Annotated in this window: 2 protein-coding genes; both read right to left on the reverse strand. The window is 71.1% G+C overall.

Annotated features, from left to right (window positions below; translation table 11 throughout):
- Positions 1-4: 4 nt before the first annotated feature.
- Complete coding sequence (locus ACA089_RS08660) at positions 5-1642, reverse strand: ShlB/FhaC/HecB family hemolysin secretion/activation protein (RefSeq protein ID WP_372015758.1); 1638 nt, start codon at positions 1640-1642, stop codon at positions 5-7.
- Complete coding sequence (locus ACA089_RS08665; protein ID WP_372015761.1) at positions 1642-20073, reverse strand: leukotoxin LktA family filamentous adhesin; 18432 nt, start codon at positions 20071-20073, stop codon at positions 1642-1644. Before ACA089_RS08665 ends, ACA089_RS08660 begins: the two co-directional genes overlap by 1 nt.

Here is a 20073-nt window from a genome sequence, read left to right on the forward strand (position 1 = left end):
GCGCTCAGCGCACGATGATCTGAAGCAGGACCTGGCCGTCGTCCTGGTCGGGCACGATGTCGTCGAGCGCGCTGGCGGCGACCAGGCTGGCGCTGAAGTGGCGGTTCCAGTCCAGGTTCAGGCCGAGGCCGGCGCTCTGCAGGTCGACGTCGCGGGTGCCCAGTTCGGTGGCCAGGCCGTAGTCGTAGAACGCGAACAGCTGCCAGCGCTCGCCGAAGCGGCGCGAAAACTCCAGGCTGGTGCTCGCCCCGCGCGGCGCCGAGATCACGCCCGCGTCGTAGCCGCGCACGCTGGAGATGCCGCCGAGCTGGAAGTACAGCGCGGCCGGCAGCTTCGCCGGGTCGCTGGCGTACTGCCAGGCCAGCCGCCCGTTGAAGGCGTAGTGCTCGCCGATCACGCGGTTGACCAGGCCGCTGCCGTTGAGCAGCGTGTAGCTGCCGTCCTCGCCGCTGACCAGGTTGTCGGCCGAGGCCTGGCGCACGCGCTGGTCGTAGCGCACGTACCAGGGCGCGTTGCGGTACTCGGCGGTGCCGGTCAGGAAGAACTCGCCGATCTCGGTCTCGCTCAGCGGCAGGTCCTCCACCGTGGTCTCCGAGGCCTGCCACATGTAGCCGGTGCCGGCACGCAGCAGCCACTTCGGCCCCAGCCACCACGGATGGTCGTAGCCGGCCGAATAGACCTGCGAGTCGCCGGCGATGTCCAGGTCGGCGTACGGGCCTTCGGTGATCTTCATCGTGTTGCCGCCGGCCTCGGCCCAGACCACGCCGTTGTGGCGGTTGACCGGCCGGGTATAGCGCAGGCTGCCGTAGGTCGAATCGGACGTCCCCACCACCAGCGCGGTCAGGCTGTCGGACGCGCCCGACGGGGAGAACCAGGTCAGGCTGCCGCCGAGCTGCTCGCGGCCGCTGCCCTGGTTGCCGTAGTTGTTGGCGAAGGCCATCCACTGCAGGCGATCGGGTTCGTGCGCCTGCAGGGTCACCTTCGAGGTGCCGAACGCCTGCCCGGGCGACAGCCCGGCGCTGACCTGCGGACCGGGGGTGGTCGCGTTGAAGCGCTGGATGTCGGCCATCAGCCTGGGCCCGTCCAGCACCTCGCCCTGTGCGAGCGGGATGCGGCGGTCGTAGAACGCCGGGTCCACCCACTGGCGACCCTGCCATTCCACCTGGTCGACCTTGGCCTCGACCAGCACCACCCGCAGCTCGCCGTTCTCCAGCGTCTGCGGCGGGATGATCGCGCGCGCGGTCAGCTGCCCGGCCTTCTCGTACAGCGCGTTGACCTCGGCCAGCAGGCCGTTGAGGTCGGCGAAGCGGAGCTCGCGGCCGACGTAGGGCCGGGCCAGCGCCTCGAGGTCGGCGTCCTGCAGGAACTGCGACGGGGTGAAGCGGATGCTGCGCAGGACGAAGGCCACGTCCTGGTCCGGCAGCGCCTGGGCACCGATGGGATCTCCCCGCAGCGCCGGCACCTGGGTCTGACGGGCGCGCTCCTCCTGCTCGCGCTGGCGCTGCTGCTGCTCCAGCTGTTCGCGCTGCAGGGCCGGGCTCAGCTGCCCCGGCAGCGTCGGTGCGACCTGGGCGGCGGCCAGCCCGGCGGTGCACCCCAGCGCGGCCACCATGGCCAGGCGCAGTCCTTTTCCAATCGACATCACAGCATCGCTCCCAGGTTGCGTTCTTCTTCCTTCGGTTCGGCTTCGCTGCCGTCGCCGGACAGCTGCATGCGCGACCCGGCCGGCGCAGCGCCCCACGTCAGCTCCCACCCCTCCGGCGCGGCGCCCGCCTCGAACAGCTCCGAGTCCAGTCCACCGAGGCGCTGCTCGGTGAAGCCGGCCGACAGGTGCTGTTCGCTGTAGCGCGCGCCGCTGTTGCGCTGGAACTCCAGCAGCGTGTCCACGTGCGAGGCCTGGAAGTTCGGCACCAGCACCTGGTGGGTGTAGCGGCGGTGCACGACGTAGGCGTTGGTGGTCGAGACCAGTCCCTCCTGGCGCAGGCGGAAGGCCTTGTCCAGTTCGTACAGCTGCACGTCCGCACCGGCCAGGTACACCGGCGTGGTGTTGTCCATGAGCACGCTGGCGTTGGCGGTGTGCAGGCGCAGGTGGTCCACGTGCTGTGCGTCGGCGATCACCACCAGGTCGGCGGTCGTGCGCAGGCTGCCATCGACCACGAACAGGCGCGGCAGCAGGATCGCGCCGGCGTCGATCACCGCATCGAGCCGGTCGGCGGCCGGTGCGTCGATGCCCTCGACCCACAGGCCCAGGCTGCCGCTGCCGCTGTGGCGGCCGTACAGCTCGATGTCGCGGCCGTGGAGCGCCGCGGACTCGCCCAGCGTGGCGTCGCCGACGTGGATGCGGTTGCCCGAGTACACCTCGAGCGTCGGCGCGACGAGCTCGTCGAGCCAGACCGTGGCCTCGCTGGCGACGCCGCCACGCCAGCCGGCATTGACCACCGCGCCGCCACCGGCGGCGAGCCGCCGGCCGCGCGTGTCGAGCAGGCTGTCGAGATAGGCCTGCGTGCCGGCGAGCAGCTCGTCGAACGCGATGTCGCCGCTGCCGGCGTGCCAGTCCTGACGACCGCCGCTGCGGCTGCTGCCGACGTGGATGAAGCCGCGGCCGAGCAGGTCGATGTCGTTGCTCGCGACCAGCGAGCCGATGCTCAGGCTGCCGCCGTCCACGCCGATGCTGCCGGCGTCGGCCTGCAGCGCGGCCACGTCGATGTCGCCGCTGGCGACCAGGCTGACCTGGCCCGCCATCGGCTGGCCGTCGTGCGCGCCGCGCGAGCGGATCACCCCGCCGCTGGAAATGCCCCCGCCCCGCGCCAGCAGGTCGATGTCGCCGCCCGCGTCCACGCCCTGGTCCAGGTTGATCGCGCCGCCGGCGTTGACCAGCACGTTGCGCCCGGCCTTGATCGCCTCCAGGTCGACGTCGCCGCCGACGTTGAAGGTCAGGTCGCGGCCCGCCTCGGCCACGCCGTCCACGTCCAGGTCGCCGCCGATGCCCACGGTCAGGTCCTTGCCCGCCTTGAGCGAGTAGGTACCGCCGAAGCGCACTTCCGGCATGTCCAGGTCGCCGCCGGCGATGATGCCGACGTCGCCGTGCGCGTCGACCAGCAGGGCGAAGATGTCCTGCTCGGCCTGCATGAAGACGTCGCCCTGCAGGCTCTGGACCCGGCCCAGCCGCATGTTGCGGCCGATCAGGGTGACCAGGCCATCGGCCTCGGCGTTGCCGCCGTAGAGGTCGCCGTCGGTGCGCACGAGGATGTCGCCGCCGGACTTCAGGTGCGCGGTCGACAGGCCGTCGACGGCGTCCGGATCGGCCGGCGTGCCGAAGTGGATTTCGGCCAGCGAGCCCGGTTCGGCGGTCAGGGTCAGGTTGCCGCCGGCGTGGCCGTGCTGGATCCGCAGCGGGCCACCGGTGACGTGCATGTCCAGCGTCGCCGAGGCGTCGGCGGCATCGACGTCGATGCTGCCGGCGACCAGGTCGATGCGGCCGGAGGGCGTGGCCAGCGCGCCGGCCGAGAACCGGCGCTGCGCCTGCAGCAGCAGGTCGCCGCCGAGGCTTTCCAGTCGCTGCAGGTCGGCGCTGCCGACGTCGAAGCGCGCATCGGATCCGACCGTGGCCACACCGCCGCTCCAGTCGCCGTTGCCGGCCACGTCGAGCGTGTTGCCCACGACCAGCGTGCCGTACGCGAGCTGGCCGGTCGCGCCGGTGTGGCGCAGCACCGCATCGCGGCTGACCGCGGCGCTGCCGAGCACCAGGTGGTTGGCGACCGACAGCGACAGGTCGCCGTCGATGCCGAGCCGTTCGATCCGCGAGGCGTTGCCGGCGGTGATCCGGGTGGAGCGTGCGTCCAGCGTGCCCAGCGACAGGTCGCCGGACAACGCCACGTCGACCTCGCCAGCGACCGTGGCCTGTTCGACCACCGCATCGCCGCCATCGAGCTGCCAGTTTCCGCCGACGACCAGCGTGTCCATGCCCAGGCGCCCGGCCTGCTGCGTGGCGTCGCCCTGGATCGTCGCCGCGGCGATGTCCGCCTCGCCGGCATCCAGGCTCCAGTCGCCGCCCACGTCCAGCTGCTGCTGGGTCAGGGTACCGGCGGTCTGCGCAGCATCGCCGGCGATGTCGGCCGTGCCGATCCGCGCCTGCGCCGCCTGCATGGTCCAGTTCGCGCCGGCGACCAGGTCGCCCACCTCCAGCGTTCCGGCCACGACCATGTCCGTGTCGCCGGTATCGCTTTCGGCCGTGTCCAGGGTCAGGTCGTCGGCCTGCAGGTCCAGCGCGCCGTAGGCATACAGCGAGCCGATCGACACCGCACCGGTGCCGTCCAGCTGCACGTCGCCGCCGCCACTGCGGACCTCGTCCAGGACCACGTTGCCGAGCGTGGTCAGCCACTGGCCGCCGGCACTGGCCAGGCTGCCGCCGCCGATGCCGCCCAGCAGCTTCAGGTACAGGCTGCCGGGGATGCTGGCGATGTCGAGCCGCTGGCCGCCGACGGTCACGTAGCGGGTGGCCTGGCCGATGTCGCCGCCGGCCGCGCGCAGGCGCAGCAGGTCCATCGCCCGCCACTGCGCGTCGTCGTGCGTGGCACGCAGCGCATAGGCTTCGATGTCGATGCTGCTGCCGGCCGCGGTCGTCTCCACGTCGCCCAGTTCGGCGTCGCCGTCGACGCGGGCGAAGATGCCGTCGCGCGCCAGCAGCGAGGTGCCGGCCTGCATCCGCCACAGGTTGCCCAGGTCCAGCGAGAGCCCGCCGACGCTCCAGTCGCCGTACTGCCACAGGTCGGTGGTCTGGCCGATGTCGAGCAGCCCGGCCACGTCGACGTTGCCGAAGCGCAGCACGCCGGGCAGGCCAAGTGCGCCCTGCAGGCCGCCGATCCAGGCGTCGCCGCCGATGTCCAGGTTGATCCGGTCGGCCAGGCTGCCGGTGCCGAGCTGGATCCGCGACAGGCTGTCGCCGGCGCTGCCGGTCACCCACAGGTCGATGCTGCCGCCCAGCAGGTTCTCGCCGAACTGGGTGGACGCGGACAGGTTGCCGAGCACGCGCAGGCGCAGTGCGTCGGTGCCGGTCACGCGCTGGATGCTCAGGTTGCCGTGGTTGACCAGGTCCAGCACCTTCGCGCGGGCGGTGAGGTCGCCATCGATGTCGGTGTGCAGGCTGCCGTCGCCGCCATTCGGGTCGCCGCCGATCGTGCCGCCCGCCGCCTCCAGCACCACGTCGTGGCCGCGGATGACCACGTTGGTCCCGTTGGCGCTGCTGATGCTGCCGTCGGTCTTGATGTGGATGGTACGGCCGTTGACGTCGTAGATGTTGAAGTCGCGGTCGCCGCCCAGGTAGACGTCGCCCGCGGCGGTGGCGCGGATGTCGCCGCTCGCGCGCAGGTTGAGGTCGTCGCGCTGGACGATGCGGATCGTGGTCGGGTTGGTGTCGTCGTCGAAGTAGATGTCGTCGTACTCGGCCGACGCCAGCGCGGCGCGCTGCGCCGTGGTCAGCGCCCCCGGCCCCCGGGTCAGGTCGATCACCACGTCGTCGTCGAGCAGCCTGCCGATCTTGCGCGCCTCGAGGGTCACGTCGCGGCCCTCGATGTTCATCGTCTCGATCCGGCTGGACCCGCCGCTGCCGCGGTTGAGCAGGCTCGCCGACACCGAATACCGCAGCTCGTCCTCGGTCCAGTGCGAGGTGGACTCCAGCGCCGCCAGCTCGGTCGGCGAGAGCGCGTACTGGAAGCCGGCCGCGTAGTCCGCCCCGCCGAACTCGGCGTTCCACTTCGCGTACTCGGCGCGTTGCTGGGCCTGGGCCTCGGCGATGCGGGCGTCGCTCCAGCCCAGCGACCGCATCTGCGCGACCTGGGCCGCGCTGAAGTCGGCCTGCGAAGCGTCGTAGGCGTCCGCCACCCAGCTGCCGTTGACCAGCTGCAGGTTGCGCATCTGCCAGTAGCGGGCGTAGCGCTGGTTGCCGGCGCGGACCAGGGATTCCTTCTGCAGCAGCAGGGCGTCGTCGGCCTCGTCGCCGGTCAGGCCCATGCCCGCCCACAGCTCGCGCAGCTGGTCCAGCGTGCGCTCGTCGTAGGTGACGTCGGTGTTGCCGTCCAGCAGGTCGCCGTTGCGCACCTTCAGGTGCACGTCGCCGCCGGCGCGGACCGTGTCGATCCACAGGTCGCCGTTGGCCTCCTCGACGAACACGCCACCGACCGCGTCGGCGCTGAACAGCGCGCGCTCGTGGCTGCCGGTGTCGATGTTCAGAAGGCGGCCGGCGCTGCCGATGCTGCCATGGGTGGACGCGAGGCCGATCGACGCGCCGGTGACGGCGGCGCCGCTGCTGCTGGTGATGTCGCCCTGCGCCACCAGCTGGACGTCGCCGCGCGCGGCTTCCAGGCGGGTGAAGTCGACGCCGCCGTTGACCGCATGCAGGTTGACGTCGCCGTGGCTGCTGTAGGCGGACAGGGTGTCGCCGACCTGCACGCGCAGCGCCTGGTCGACCCCGCCGATGCCGTCGCGCGCTTCCAGCTCCAGCCGGTTGGCGGCCGCGACCACCGCGTCGTTGCCCTGGGTCAATGCACCCTCGGTCACCTTGACCGAGGTCCGCCCGCTCTCGTTGAACAGCGAACCCAGCAGGGTCACGTTGCCCTTCGAGGCCAGGTCGATCAGGCCGCTGTCGTAACCGATGAAGTCGATCCCGATCGGGGAGTCGGCCAGCACGGTGAAGCGGTCGATTTCCTTCACGCCGCGCTGGCTGACCGTGGTCCGCGTGGTGCGGTAGACATGGCACCAGATGAAATGCTTGAGGCAGTATCCCCCGTTGTAGCGGTTGATGACTTCCCAGTCGCTGGTGGTGTACTCCTGGTCGCGCTGCGACATGACCTGGCCGGCCTCGGTCAGCCAGATGCGGTACGGCGCGATCAGGCTGGAGGACGCATCGCCGGTGCGGACCGCAGTGACGTAGGCGCTTTCCAGCGCCTGGGCTTCGGCCACCTGGCCCAAGGCCCGCAGCCGGAACGACTCCAGGATCAGGGCGTTGATGTCGAGCCGATAGGCATTGCCCGCCGTGCCCATGTACTCGGCACCTTCGATCGGCTTGCTCGCACCGGCCACCGTGCTGTTGCTCAGCTCGGTGCCGTCCCCGGTGGGGATGAAGCCCCAGAACTCGTCCCAGTATTCGACGCGGGTGTTGGTGTCGGTGCGGTCGCGCCCCTGCAGCCAGACGTAGGTGCGGCCATCGGTCACGTCGTACTGCGCGGTGCGGCCGGCGGTGCTGCCGACCCGGAACCGGTCGTCGACCCGGATCTCGCTGCTCCAGCCCTCGTAGCGCTGCACCTGGTTGTTGTCGTAGGTGTAGATCGTCGACCACGCGCGGTCGTCGCCGGCCTTGCGGGCCAGGTCGTTGATCCGCAGCTGGCCCTGCACCCCGTTGCCGAGGTCGATGCCGCTGATGGTCAGGTCGCGGATGGTGTTGTTGACCACCTTGACCTGGCTGTAGCCGTCGAGCACCCGCAGCTGGCCGTTGCCGGTGCTCAGGATGTGGCCGGTCAGCTCCATGTAGCCGCCACCGATGTCCACCTGGTCCAGGACGATGCTTTCGGTGCGGAAGTCGTAGCTGTAGCCGATCCGGCCCAGCCGCGCGTCGGTCGTCGCCAGCTGCACCACCGCCGCGCCGCCGGCCTTCCAGGCGGCCCGCAGCGTATCGAGGGTGTTGAACGCGCTCTCGTCTATGACCACCGACCAGTCGGCCACGCCGCTCTGCACCAGGCCGTTGATGTTCAGGTACAGCGCGGTGATCACCACGTTGTTGCCGGCGACGGTGGCCGAGGCGGCCGGATTGAGCGTGCTGCCGTTGTTGTTGTACGCCGGGTCGCCGCCGATGTGGGTGAACCCGTCCATGTTGTTGAGGACGAAGTCCTTGCCGGCGCTGATGTTCAGGCTCTGGCCGCGGATGTCGGCGTTGGCGTAGATGCTGCCGTAGGACGCGGTCAGGTCGATGCTGCCGCGGCGGTTGCTGACCTTGCCGTTGATGTGGATGTCCGGCGCCGGCGCCTTCAGGCCCGAGCCGTCCACCTGGCCGGTGGCCGGGTTGTAGCTGTTGGTGACCGTGATCACCGGCGGCGGCGAGTTCTCCGAGGTCTCGATCGAGCTGAAGCGGGCCGCCAGGCCGAAGCGGTTGGCCGCGGAGATGTCGGCATTGCCGCGCATCCTGGCGCCGTTGAACAGCACCTGCCCGCCATCGCGGTCGGGGATCTCCAGGCCCTGGATGTCCAGGAACATCGAGCTGGCGTTGGCGATCTCGATCCTGGCGTCGCCCGGCGCGCTCAGGCTGCCGTTGCCGAGCAGCGCGTCGCCCTTGACGTGGATATTGCCCGGGCGCGCGAGGATCGGATCGACTTCCAGGATCCACACCTTGAGCTGCGAAGGCAGGCTGACGCCGTTGCCCGGCGTGCCGCCGAGGTCGGCGTACAGCTTGTCCAGGGTGCGGGTCAGCAGGTTGAGCTCGGCCTGGAAGCCGGACTTCTCGATCGGCGACAGGCCATAGTCGGCCAGGCGACGCTGCAGTTCGGCGATGCGGTCGGTGAGCAGCTGCGAGTAGTCGCCCCCGCGCACCGACCAGGTGACGTCCTCGCTGGCGTCCACCACCGGGACCACGGTCAGGTTGCCGGTGGTACCGGCGTTGATGCTGCCCAGGTCGGTGATTTCCACGCCGTCGATGAAGTACTTGAGGCCGGTGACCTTCAGGTGCCGCTGGCTGTACACGCCGGCGTCCAGGCTGCCGTTGGCGGTGACCAGCGCCATGCCGCCGTTGATCGTCTCGCCGCCGGTGATGTCCAGCGACAGGCCCAGCGCCTTGCCGATGCCCTCGCGGTAGAGGTCCTTGCCGACGCCCTCGCCGGTCAGCACCGAGTAGCCGGTGCCGGCATAGGCATGGACGTCGCCGACCGCGCGCCCGGCGCTGGTGCTGGCCAGGTTCACGTTCGAATCGCGCTGGTACCAGGCCACCGCTTCGGGATCGTTCACCACCGGGAAGGCGGTGTTGTTCCACAGGTCGGTGCGGGCCACCAGGGTGGCCTTGTTCATCGCCCCGGCGACGTCGTAACCGGCCAGGAACTTGAGGTCGTTGTAGGCGAACAGGTCGACGTCGCCGACATCGACCGTGTAGTTCGCATCGACCCTGGACAGGCTGTCGCCCATCGCCGCGCCGGCCAGGCCCCAGGTCTTGGCATTGGTCGAGGTTTCGATGTCGTAGCGGCCGCTGGCCGACAGCACGAGGTCGCCGATGCTGTACAGGTCGCTGCCGTTGCCGACCGACACCTTCGCGTCGGCCTGGCGCACGTCGATGCGCGACTCGGCGTCGGCGATGGCGATCGCGCCGCCGCTGTCGAGCTTGACCCGGTCGCGCGCGTAGACGTCGTTGTACGCCTGCACCACCAGCTTCTGCGGGTTGCGCCAGTCGCCGGACAGGGCCAGGTCGACGTTGTCGCCGATGGTGCTCTGCGCGTCCAGGTAGAGGGAGGAGGTGCTGCTGGCCGCGGCCGCGTCGAAGATGCCGCCCGAGCCGGACTGCACGTTGTAGTTCGCGCTCGCCGCCTTGGTCGCCTTGTTGCGCGCTTCCTGGTTGTAGCTCGCGGCCACGACGTCCGAGCCGTCCAGCAGGCGGGCACGGGTGTCGAGGTCGACGGTGTTGCTCGCCCACGAGCCGCTCATGCCCAGGACCGCGGCGCTGGTGCTGTCGACGAAGGCGTTGAACGTGGACTGGTGCAGCGCCGACAGCGTCAGGTGGCCCAGGTGGGCGGCGGTGCCGCCCTGTCCACGCGCGTACAGTTCGGCGCGGGTGGTGCTGTCGTCGCGGGTGGTGACGCTGGAGGCGGCACCGCTGACCAGGCCGCCCTGGCCTGCGGACGCCTCGGCCAGGTTGTCCACCGCCGCGCTGGCGCCGACGTTCATGCCGGCGTAGCTGCCGGAGAACAGGCCGTTGACCAGCGCCTCGGTGGTGGCGTTGGCGGTGGCCTCGGACACGTGGGCGCCCAGCGTGATCAGGCTGCCCGCGCGACCGGTGGTCCAGGCCCGCTGGCGGGTGTCGGTCGAGGCGACCAGGTTCCAGCTGCCGCCCTTGCCTTCGAAGGCCACGTCGCTGGCGCTGGTGAGGCGGCTGCTGCTGGTGTTCTTCGCGGTGGCGACCACCGCATTGACCGCCACGCCCGCGCCGCCGCTGACGCCATAGGCGGAAACGCCGGCACTGTTGCGGCCGGCGTTCAGGCCGACCCTGCTGGCGAGGGTCGCGTCGCGCGCGGCAAGGCGGGCGCCACTGCGCAGGTCCAGGCTGGCGTCGGCGGTGCTGTCGGCGACCGCGATCGTGCCGCCGGCCGAAAGCAGGCCGCCGATGGACACGCCTTCGCTGTAGATGTCCACGTGCGGCCGCGCCTCGGCGGTCAGCGACAGCGCGCCGTCGGCCGAGATGTCGGCGTTCTCGCCGACGGTGAGGCGCGAGTCGCTGTCGTCGCGGGCCACCATGATCGTCGCGTTGACCCCGGCGAGGATGCCGCCCGAGCCGCCGCGTCCGACCAGGCTGACCGCCGATTCGGACACGCTGGCCAGGTCGATGCTGGCCGCCTCGAGCGAGGTACCGGCCGACACGCCCAGCGACACGTCGCTGTCATGCTTGGCCACCCCGATCACCACGCCGGCGCCCGCGGCGCCGCCCACGTTGGCGCCCAGCGCTTCGACCCGGATGTCCTGCGCGTCGCGCGCGCGGCCGTACAGGGTGCCGCTGGCGTCGATGTCGCCGCCCAGCGTGGTCGAGACGCGGTTGTCCACGACCGCCACGCCGACCGCGGCGCCGGCGCCGACGAAACCGCCGGCCGCGCCGCTTTCGGCCTTGACCGTCACCGCCGGGGCGCTGCCCAGGTCGAGCGACTGCGCGGTCACCGAAACGTCGTTGGCCTGCAGGCTGCCGCCGAGCACTTCGGCCTTGACCTGCGCGTTGGAGAAGGTCAGGCCCATGCCGATGCCGACGCCGGCCAGGCCGCCGACCGCGACGTTGCCGGCCAGGTTGCTGGACTCCAGCCGGTCGGTGGCGTTGACCCCGGCGTCGCCGCCGGCCACCACCGTGCTGCCGTTGATGCGGGCGACGGTCTCGTGCCGGTAGCTGGCCGGTGCCGAGGCCTGCAGGCGGTCGCTGCCGGTGGCCTTGCTGCTGCTGTTGAGCGTGTTCTTGGAGGTGGCGTCGGTGCGCTCGACCCGCTCGTACTGCTGGGTCGTGCTGTTGTAGACGTAGTCCTCGTAGGTGATGTCGCCGACCCGGTCGTCGTCGCCGATGCCGTCGAGGGTGGACAGGGTGCCGTTGCCGTCCTTGTTCAGTTCGCCCATCGGATCGAACGACTCGCCCTCCTCGCTGACCTGGGTCGAGGCGCCCGAGCCGAGCACGAGCAGGCCGATGCTGCCGCCCAGCCCCACGCCCGTGCCACCGGAACCGGTGACGGTGTTCATGGTCACGTCGGTGGTGCGCTGGGCGTCCACGCCGACGTCGCCGGTGGCGTGCACGCTGCTGTTGTCGAGCAGCGCGCGGGTGGCGCTGTTGGCGACCAGCACGTTGGCGCTGGCGCCGACCGACAGCGCGCCGGCGGCGGCCGAACCGACGGTGACGTTCGCCTTCAGGCGGTCGCTGGCGTCGATGTCCAGGTGGTCGATGCGGTTGCCGGCCGAGCCGAAGTCGGCCTGGCTGGCGCCGGCCTCGGTCTCGGTCTCGATGATGGCGATCGTGGCGGTGCCGGCGATCGCCGCGCCGCCCGCGGCCACGCCCACGCCGAGCATCTGCAGGCGCGTGGTGTTGTCGGCCGAGATGTCGACGCCGCCGGCGTCGATCCGGGTGTTGAGCGCCGAGCCGTCGGTGCCGACGGGTTCGCCGACCCAGGCCCGGGTCGTGCTCTGGTTGTAGACCATGCCGAAACCGGCGCCCAGCGCGCCGGCGCCGGCGGCCAGGGTGGCCACGTTCGGCGCGATCACCTGCAGCGCCGAGGCATCGACCCCGAGCGAGCCGACGTCGAGCTGGCTGCCGCCGCCGACGACCGCCTCGGTCGTGCCCTTGAGGATGCTGATCTGCGCCGCCGCGGCGGCGCCGACCACGCCGCCACCGGCGGCCGCGACAATGCTGCTGGCGTATTGGGTCGACTCGGCCTGCACGGTGGTGTCGCCGACGCTGTCCAGCGTCGCGCCATTCACGCTGGCGCGGGTCTCGCGCTGGTTGACCAGGACGTCCACGCCGGCGCCCACGCCGGCCCAGCCGGCGGACACGCCCAGGCTGGCCTCGTAATTGGCGCTGAAGCCATGGCTGGCCGCACCCACGTGCACGTCCTGCGCGCTGCCGGCGCCGGCGGCCTGGTTGATCTTCGCCGAGTCGATGTAGGCCTCGGTCGCCCCGCCCAGCACGCTGGTGTTGAACAGGCCCGCCACCGAGGCGCCGCCCAGCGGCACCACCGAGACGGCCGCGGCCAGCGACAGCTGGCCGACCTGCTGCAGGCTGCTGGCCTGCACCGCCAGGCCGGTGAACGCGCGCTGGCCGATCCCCAGGTTCGGCGCCGGGTTGAACAGGTCGCCGCCGACCCACTCCTCGTCGTCGCCGTGGTCGGCCTCCACCGCGGACTTGTCGAACCATTCGCGGTCGTCCAGCGGCGCGTTGAGCAGCTCGCCGCTGTCGATGGCCATCGTGTCGCTGCTGCTCAGCCCCAGCGCGCTGACCTCGGTGGTCGCGCCGCTGATGTAGGCCTGGGTCTGGGTCTCGATCAGGTTGACCGTCACCGAAGCGCCCACCGCGACCGACCCGGCGCCGGCGATGCCGGCGCCGATGCCGAGGATGGCATCGTGGTTGCTCGCGCTGATGCCGACGTTGTGCTGCGCGACGACCTTGGCCCCGTCGCTGACGTGCGCCTTGCTCTGGGTGGTCACCAGGTTGGTCGCCACGGCCGCGCCGACCCCGACGCCGCTGCCGCCGCCGCCACCGACGGCCACCGACAGGATGTCGCTGGAGGAGTCGGCATCCACGGCCAGGTTGGTCACGTTCCAGCCGCTGCCGCGGGTGCCGGTCAGTGCCGCCTCGATTTCGCTGTCGATGCGGTTGATCGCGGTGCCCGCGCCCGCGCCCGCGCCGCCGGCGACGGCGACGCCGCCGGAGATGGCGTTGATCTCCGAATCGTCGGTCGCGCGCACGGTGACATTGCCCGCGCTGCCGCCACTGTTCTGGACCAGCGCGCCGGTGCGCGCGGCGATGTTGTTGCTGGTGTTGGAGAACGCGCCCGCGCCAGCGCCGCCACCGGCGCCGGCCACGGCCAGCGTATCGATGCGACCGCTGGTGGAGGCCAGCACGTCGACCGTGCCGGTGCCCACGTCCAGGCTGGAGTCGACGATCCTGGCCTCGCGCTTCTGGCCGATCGTGCTGATCGCCACCGCGCCGCCGACCGCCGCCGAGCCGCCACCCTGGACGTTGCCGGCCAGGGTCTTGATGTCGGCTTCGCCACGGGTCGCGGTGACGCTGACCGAGGCGGCCGAATGCACCGTGCTGTCGTCCAGCAGCGCGGATTCCTCGCCTTCGATCACGTTGATCGCGATCGAGGCGCCGCCGGCGAACGTGCCGCCACCGCCGCCGCCGACCGCGGCCGAACGGATGTCGGCATTGCCGCCGGCCGCCACGTCCAGGTCGCCGGACAGGGTCAGGCTGGCGCCGCTGACTTCCGCCTGGCGCTTGGCCAGGATGATGTTGTTGGCATTGGCCACGCCGATGGCGACGCTGCCGGCGCCGCTGACCGCGCCGCCGAGGCTCCAGATCGTGCGGTCGCCCTCGGCGGCCGAGACCTTCAGCGAGCCGGCGTCGATGCTGCCGCCTTCCACCGCCGCGCGCTCGGTGCCTTCCAGGACATTGCTGGTCGACGAGCCGTTCACCGCCACGTTGCCGGCGCCACCGCCGGCGACGGCGATCGCATAGATGTCCTGGTCGGCGCCGGCCAGCAGCGAGACGTCGCCGAAGCCGGAAATGGTGTTGGCCGCCTCGTTCTGGATCAGCGCGCTGCGGTCGGCGCCGATCCGGTTGACCGAGATCGCACCGCCGACGGCATTGCTGCCGCCGCCTTTGATCGAGCCGGTCAGCGAGGCGATCATCAGGCCGCTGCCGGCGCTGGCGTCGAGCTTCAGTTCGCCGTCGGCCTTGGTGGTGCCGATGTCGCTGTCCTCGACCAGCACGGTGTCGCTGCCGTCGATGTTGTTGACTACGATCGAACCGCCGACGCCGTTGGCGCTGCCGCCGGTCGCATCGACCGCGAAGCCCCAGATCTCGCCGTCCAGCGAAGACGCCAGGGTCGCGTCGCCGGTCAGGTTGACCGTGCTGCCGCTGACCTTGGCGGTGCGCTCGGCATCGATCAGGTTGATGGCCACCGCGCCGCCGACCCCGTTGCCGCCGCCGCTGGCGGCCAGGTTGAAGGCCAGCGACCAGATCTGCGCGCCCAGGCCGGGCTGGCTGGCGGTGACCGACAGGTCGCGCGCGTCGAGTTCGACGCCCGTGAGCGCCGCGGTGGTGGTGTCGGCGATGCGGTTGAAGGTGCCTGCGCCGCCGATCGCCAGGTCGCTCAGCGACACGCTGCCGGACAACGCGGCGGTGATGACGTGGCTCTGCTGGGCCGCGCCGATGGTGGCGTCGCCGGACAGGTCGTAGCTGCCGCCCTTGACCTCGGCGCGGGTGCCCTGCTCCAGGTCGTTGATGCTGAAGGCCCCGCCCATCGAGCGCGAGCCGGCGCTGCCGGTGATGTTGCCAGCCAGCGAATAGGCGCCGCCGCCCTTGGTCGCGGTCACGTCCAGGTCGTTGGCTTCCAGGGTGGCGCGGCCGGTCATGTCGACCGTGGCGGTGACCGTGCCGCGGGCGATGATCGCGGTGATCGAGCCGGAGGTGGCCGAATCGCCATTGCCCAGCGCGCCGGACACCGCGGCGGCCAGCGCCTCGGTGCTGTTGAGCGCGTGCACGTCCAGGTCGCCGCCGAGGGTCACGTCGGTGTTGGCCACCGAGGCGGTGTAGTCGCTGCCGGTATAGATGCCGCCGGCCGACACGCCGACCGCCTTGCCGTTGGACAGCGACAGGCTGCCGGCGATGCCCAGGATCGCCTCGCCCGCCGGCACGCCGTCGAACAGGCTGTGGGTGGTGCTGGTGTCGTCGGATCCTCCGAACAGGCTGTCGTCGGTGGACTGCTCGACCTCGATGCCCGCGACGGTGGTGGTGCCGTCCAGGTCCAGGCCGCTGCTGGACAGCGCCGCGGTGGAAGCGCTGTCGAACTGCGCGTCCAGCGCACTCATGCCGCTGACGCTCTTGGCCAGCACCTCGACGTTGCCGCCGTCGAGCACGGAATGGTCGGTGTCGTCGCTCCTGTCGACCTTGGCTCCGACTTCGTTGTCGACGATCAGCACGAACATCGAGCCCGCGCCGGCGGTGCTGTCGCTGCCGGCCGATACCGCGCCGGCGATCGCGCCGGCCAGCACGCGCGTGGCGCTGAACGCGCCGACGCCGAACTGGTCGAAGCCGTGCGCCTGGCTGCCCAGCCATTCGGCCTGCAGGGTATTGCCCAGGTAGCCGATGACCAGCGAGCCGCCGGCGCTGGTGCCGCTTCCGGAGGTGCCCGCGAAGGCGCCGCCGCCCAGCAGCACGCGCGCACGGTCGTACGCGGAGACCTCGACCGTCTGGGTGCTGCCCGCGTCGTCGCGCGAGTTCACCTCGCTGTCGACCACGGCCGCCCGCGTGGTGTTGGTGATCGCGCCGCCGGAGGCCGAGAAGCCGACGGCGGTGTTGTTGGTGCCCCCCGTCGACACCGCCAGGCCCAGGCCCAGCGCGATCTGGTCGCCGGCATTGGCGGCCTGCACCACGAGCGCGTCGCTGTCGTTGAAGGTGACGCCGTCGACCAGCGCCTCGGTCTCGTTGAACAGGTGGTTGTAGGCGATCGCCCCGGCCACCGCCGAGCTGCGGTCGGACTTCGGCCCGCTGGCCAGGGTCAGCGCACCGGCGCCGGCGCCGCTGAACTGGTTGGTCTGGTTGAGCGCGAGCACGGTGACGTCGCTGCCGGCGCCGCTTGTGCGCGGATCGATGGTGATGCCGCTGACGGTCGCGCGGGTGTTCTGGCCCGACACATTGATCGAGGCCGAACCGGCGCCGGCGATCTGGTTCTCGGGCTTCTGCGCCGCCTTCCCACCTTCCAGCTGGCCCGCGACCTTGTCGGGGGTCTCGGTCAGCGCATCCTTGATCTTGCTGCCGTAGTCGATCGCCGTGGCCAGGCCGTCGTACAGGCCCGCCTGGGCCAGGCCGAACTTGGCCAGCAGCAGCGCCCCCTCGCCGCTGAGCAGGTCGACCGGGCCGCTGTCGCCGCCGCCGTCCTCGGCGGTCGCTTCGTCCTGCTTCTGCTGTTCCTGCTCGCTGCGCGCCAGCGCGCCGGCGATGCCGAACGCACCGCTCTGGCCGGTGCTGCGGGCATCGACCAGCATTTCGTCGACGTTCCAGTTGGCGCTGGCGGCGCCCGCGGCGCCGTCGCCGATCGCCTCGGGCCGCCACCGGTTGACGCCGTCCGCGTCCCGCGTGTTGTTGTCGCCGACCGCGGCTTCCACGTCCGAGGTCAGCACGTTGACCGCCGCGCCGATGCCGATGCTGGTCTCCTGCGAGACCGCCAGCGCGCCGGCCGCGCTCCACAGGCCGATGTCGTGGCCCGCCGACAGGCCGACCTGGCCGGCCTGGACGGCGGTGCTGCTGTGGATGGATGCGTTGACGTTCGCGTCGACCACGCCGACCACCACCGCGCCATTGCCGGCGGCGCTGGTGCCCTTGCCCGCGGACGGGCTGATGCCGATGAACAGCTCGTCCTGGTGGGCGGAGACGTCGACCTTCTCCGACTCGACCGTGCCGTTGGCGCCGATGCCCGCGACGGTGCGGTTGGTGGCGACCTGCACGTTCACGCCGCCGCCGACCGCCTTGCCGTCGTCGCCGTCGGCGCCGACGTTGAACAGCGTCCACCACAGGTTGCCGGCGATCGACAGCTGCTCGACCAGGGTGTCGGCCTGGACCGCCAGCGAACCGTCCCAGTTCCACTCCAGGTTGCGCAGTTCCTCGCGATCGGCGTCCGCGTCGCCCTGGTCGTCGTAGAACGGCGCCAGGCCCAGCAGCGGCTTGCTGCTCCAGGCACCGCCATCGCTGGCGGTGCTGGTGAGGCTGACGTTGTCGCCGACCCAGGCGGTGGCGTCGAGCGCGTGGTAGCTGACCGCGAACGATCCGGCCATGCCCAGGTCCTGGGCCTCGCTGGTCGAGTTGGCGTACGAGGTGGAGATGCTGCCCGGGATCTCGGGCAGCCCGCCGGCGATGGTCTTCAGGTTGCCGAAGATGTCCGACACCGAGCTCCAGCGGGTGATGGTGCCCAGGTCGAGCAGTTGCTCGTTGCGCGCGCCGACGCCGATCCGGGCGGCGCTGAGGCTGCTGCCGTCGCCGACGATCGCGCGGGTCTGCTGGTCGATCTGGTCGTAGGCGGCGGCCACGCTGATCGAGGTCTTGGAGCCGTCGTCCTTGTCCGCGTCGGCATTGACCGTGCTGTCGGCGCTGTTGTGCATCGAGGACTGGCGCTGCAGGGCCTGCAGGCTCAGGTTGCCGGCGATGTCGATGTCCGGGGCGGTGCTGCCGCTGCCGATGACCGCTTCGGCCTGGTGGTCGGAGATGCCGATCGCCAGCGCCGAGGCCAGGCGGAACTTGCTGTCCGTCGGCGTCTTGTCCTTGTCCGCGCTGGGCTTCATGCCGAACAGCGACTTGACCTTGTTGGTCAGCGCGTCGGTCACGCCCTTGACCTGCGAGCTGCCCATCACCTGCTTCTTCAGGTGGTTGAGCGCGTTCTTGCCGACCTGGACCGAGGCGCTGTTGCTCTGGCTGTGGACCAGGTTGGTCGCCGAGACCGCCAGGTCGGTCGCCCCCGACAGGTCGGCGTCGAACACCGCGCGGGTCTTGCTGTTGAACAGGGTCAGCGCGATCGACGGGCCGCCGCTGGCGCCCTCGCCAATGGCCTTGAAATCGGCGCTGTTGGACAGGTTCTGCTCGGTCAGCGCGGCCACCGCGACGGCACCGTCCACGTCGAGCCCGGCGCCATCGGCGACCTTGGCTTCGGTGGTGATGTCGCTGTGGGCCATGCTGAAGGCGATGCCCATCGTGGTGAGCGTATTGCCGTTGGCGTCGTGGTTGTTGACCGAGGTGGCCATCACGTCGAGCGTGTCGTTGCTCAGCGCCTTGATGTCCAGGTCGCCGCCGGCGTTCAGCTCGGCGCCGGCCTGCACGTCGACCCTGGTGGTGCCGTCGATCCGGCCGTAGGCCAGGCCGAAGTTGAACGGCATCTTCTTGTTGACGATCGGCAGCGAGAACGTGGACGCCTGGACCAGGCGGGTGCTGTCGGCCTGCAGGTCCAGGTGGCGCGAGGCGTCGAGCACCGCGGTCGAGCTGACCGTGACGTCGGCATTGGCGCGCGCGATCAGCACCGACAGGTACGGCAGCAGGACGGTCAGCTCGCTGAAGTTGTTCGGGTCCAGGCCGAGCAGGTTCAGGTCGGAGACGCGCTGGTAGTCCACGGACTCCTGCAGCGTCTCGAACAGCTGGGTCCAGGCCGCCTCCTCGCCGATCGAGCCGACCAGGTTGCCGACGTCGGACGCCAGGTCGCCGGTATTGAGCAGGTTGTTGAGGATGCTCGCCGACACGTGCGCGTCGCTGGCAGCGCGCAGGGTGATGTCGCGGCCGGTGATGCTTCCGTCCACCCGGATCGAGCTGGTGGCCTCGGCGAAGCCGGCCATCTGCCGGTCGAAGGCGAACGCCTGCACGCTGACGTCGCCGGCCTCGCCGGTGCCCCCGCCGGTATGGCCGGCGTCGAGCGCGGCACCCGCGGCGATCACGACTTCCGCCTCGCCCAGCTTGGCCTGCAGCAGCGGGCTGGCCTGGGTCTTGAGGCTGTCGGCCAGCTCTTCGACGGTCTTGGCGTCGCCGGCATCGCCGTTGCAGAAGCTGCAGCTGACGTCGCTGTAGGCGTTGAGGGTGATGTCGCCGGCATCGCCATTGCCGCTGGCACGCGTCACCACCGCCGAGCTTTCCAGCAACTTGATCGTCGGCGCCTCCAGGGTCACGTCGCCGCCGTCCAGGCCGGCGACGGCCGCGGTGGTGTCGATCCGGCCGCTGCCCTTGAGTTCGATGCCGCGCGCGGCGGCCACCTGCACCACCGCGCCGGAGTTGTCCTCCATCAGCGCACGCAGCCCGCCGCTGAGCTCGACCGTGGTGTCGGCCACGATCTGGATCGCCCCGTCCTTGCGCACCGCCGCGCTGACGTTGAGCGAGCCGTCGTTGTTGACCACCGCGTCGAACACCTGGCTGCCGGCGTTGACCTGGCCGGCGACCACCGCCGAGGCGGCGAACAGGTCGACCTGCCCGGCGCTGTTGACCAGGCCGTCGATCTTCAGCTGGCCGTCGCCGCCGTCGTACTTGCCGGCCAGCAGGTCGAGCACCAGCTGGTCGCTGCCGGCCGCGCCGGTGCCGCGGGCGAAGTCCAGCAGTTCGTCCATCTTGCCGCTGCTGGGCGTGGTCACCAGCAGGCTGCCGACGTTGATCAGGCCGGTCCCGCCGACCACGAAGCCGTGCGAGCTGGCGAAGAAGATGTTGCCGCCGATCCTGCCGCTGGATTCGAGCAGGCCGTTGAGCGTGCCGTTGATCGTCGGCGCGCTGCTGTGCACCAGGTTGACCAGGTTGTTCGCGCCGGTGGGCACGTACAGGTTCACCGTGTTGCCGTTGTCGACGGTGAAGTGGCCGAACGAGTTGAAGCCCGTGTTGCCGCGGACCGTGGTGGTCTTGATGTCGGTGACGTTGCCGCCGCGCGGGGTGATCGTGGTCGCGGTGTCGGTGACGCCCGGGGTGCGCTCGGTCAGGGTGATGTTGTTGGCAGCCCCGGCCACCGCAGGCAGCGCGCCCCACGTCGCCATCAGCGCCACCGCCAGGCGGTTCGGCTTGAGCACCCCCGCGGGATTCGCGCTGCGCTTGCCGTTGCGGGTCGTCCTGACGGGGCCGGTGCTGTTCAT

The sequence above is a fragment of the Pseudoxanthomonas fibrivorans genome (assembly GCF_041464125.1).
Taxonomy (GTDB): Bacteria; Pseudomonadota; Gammaproteobacteria; order Xanthomonadales; family Xanthomonadaceae; genus Pseudoxanthomonas.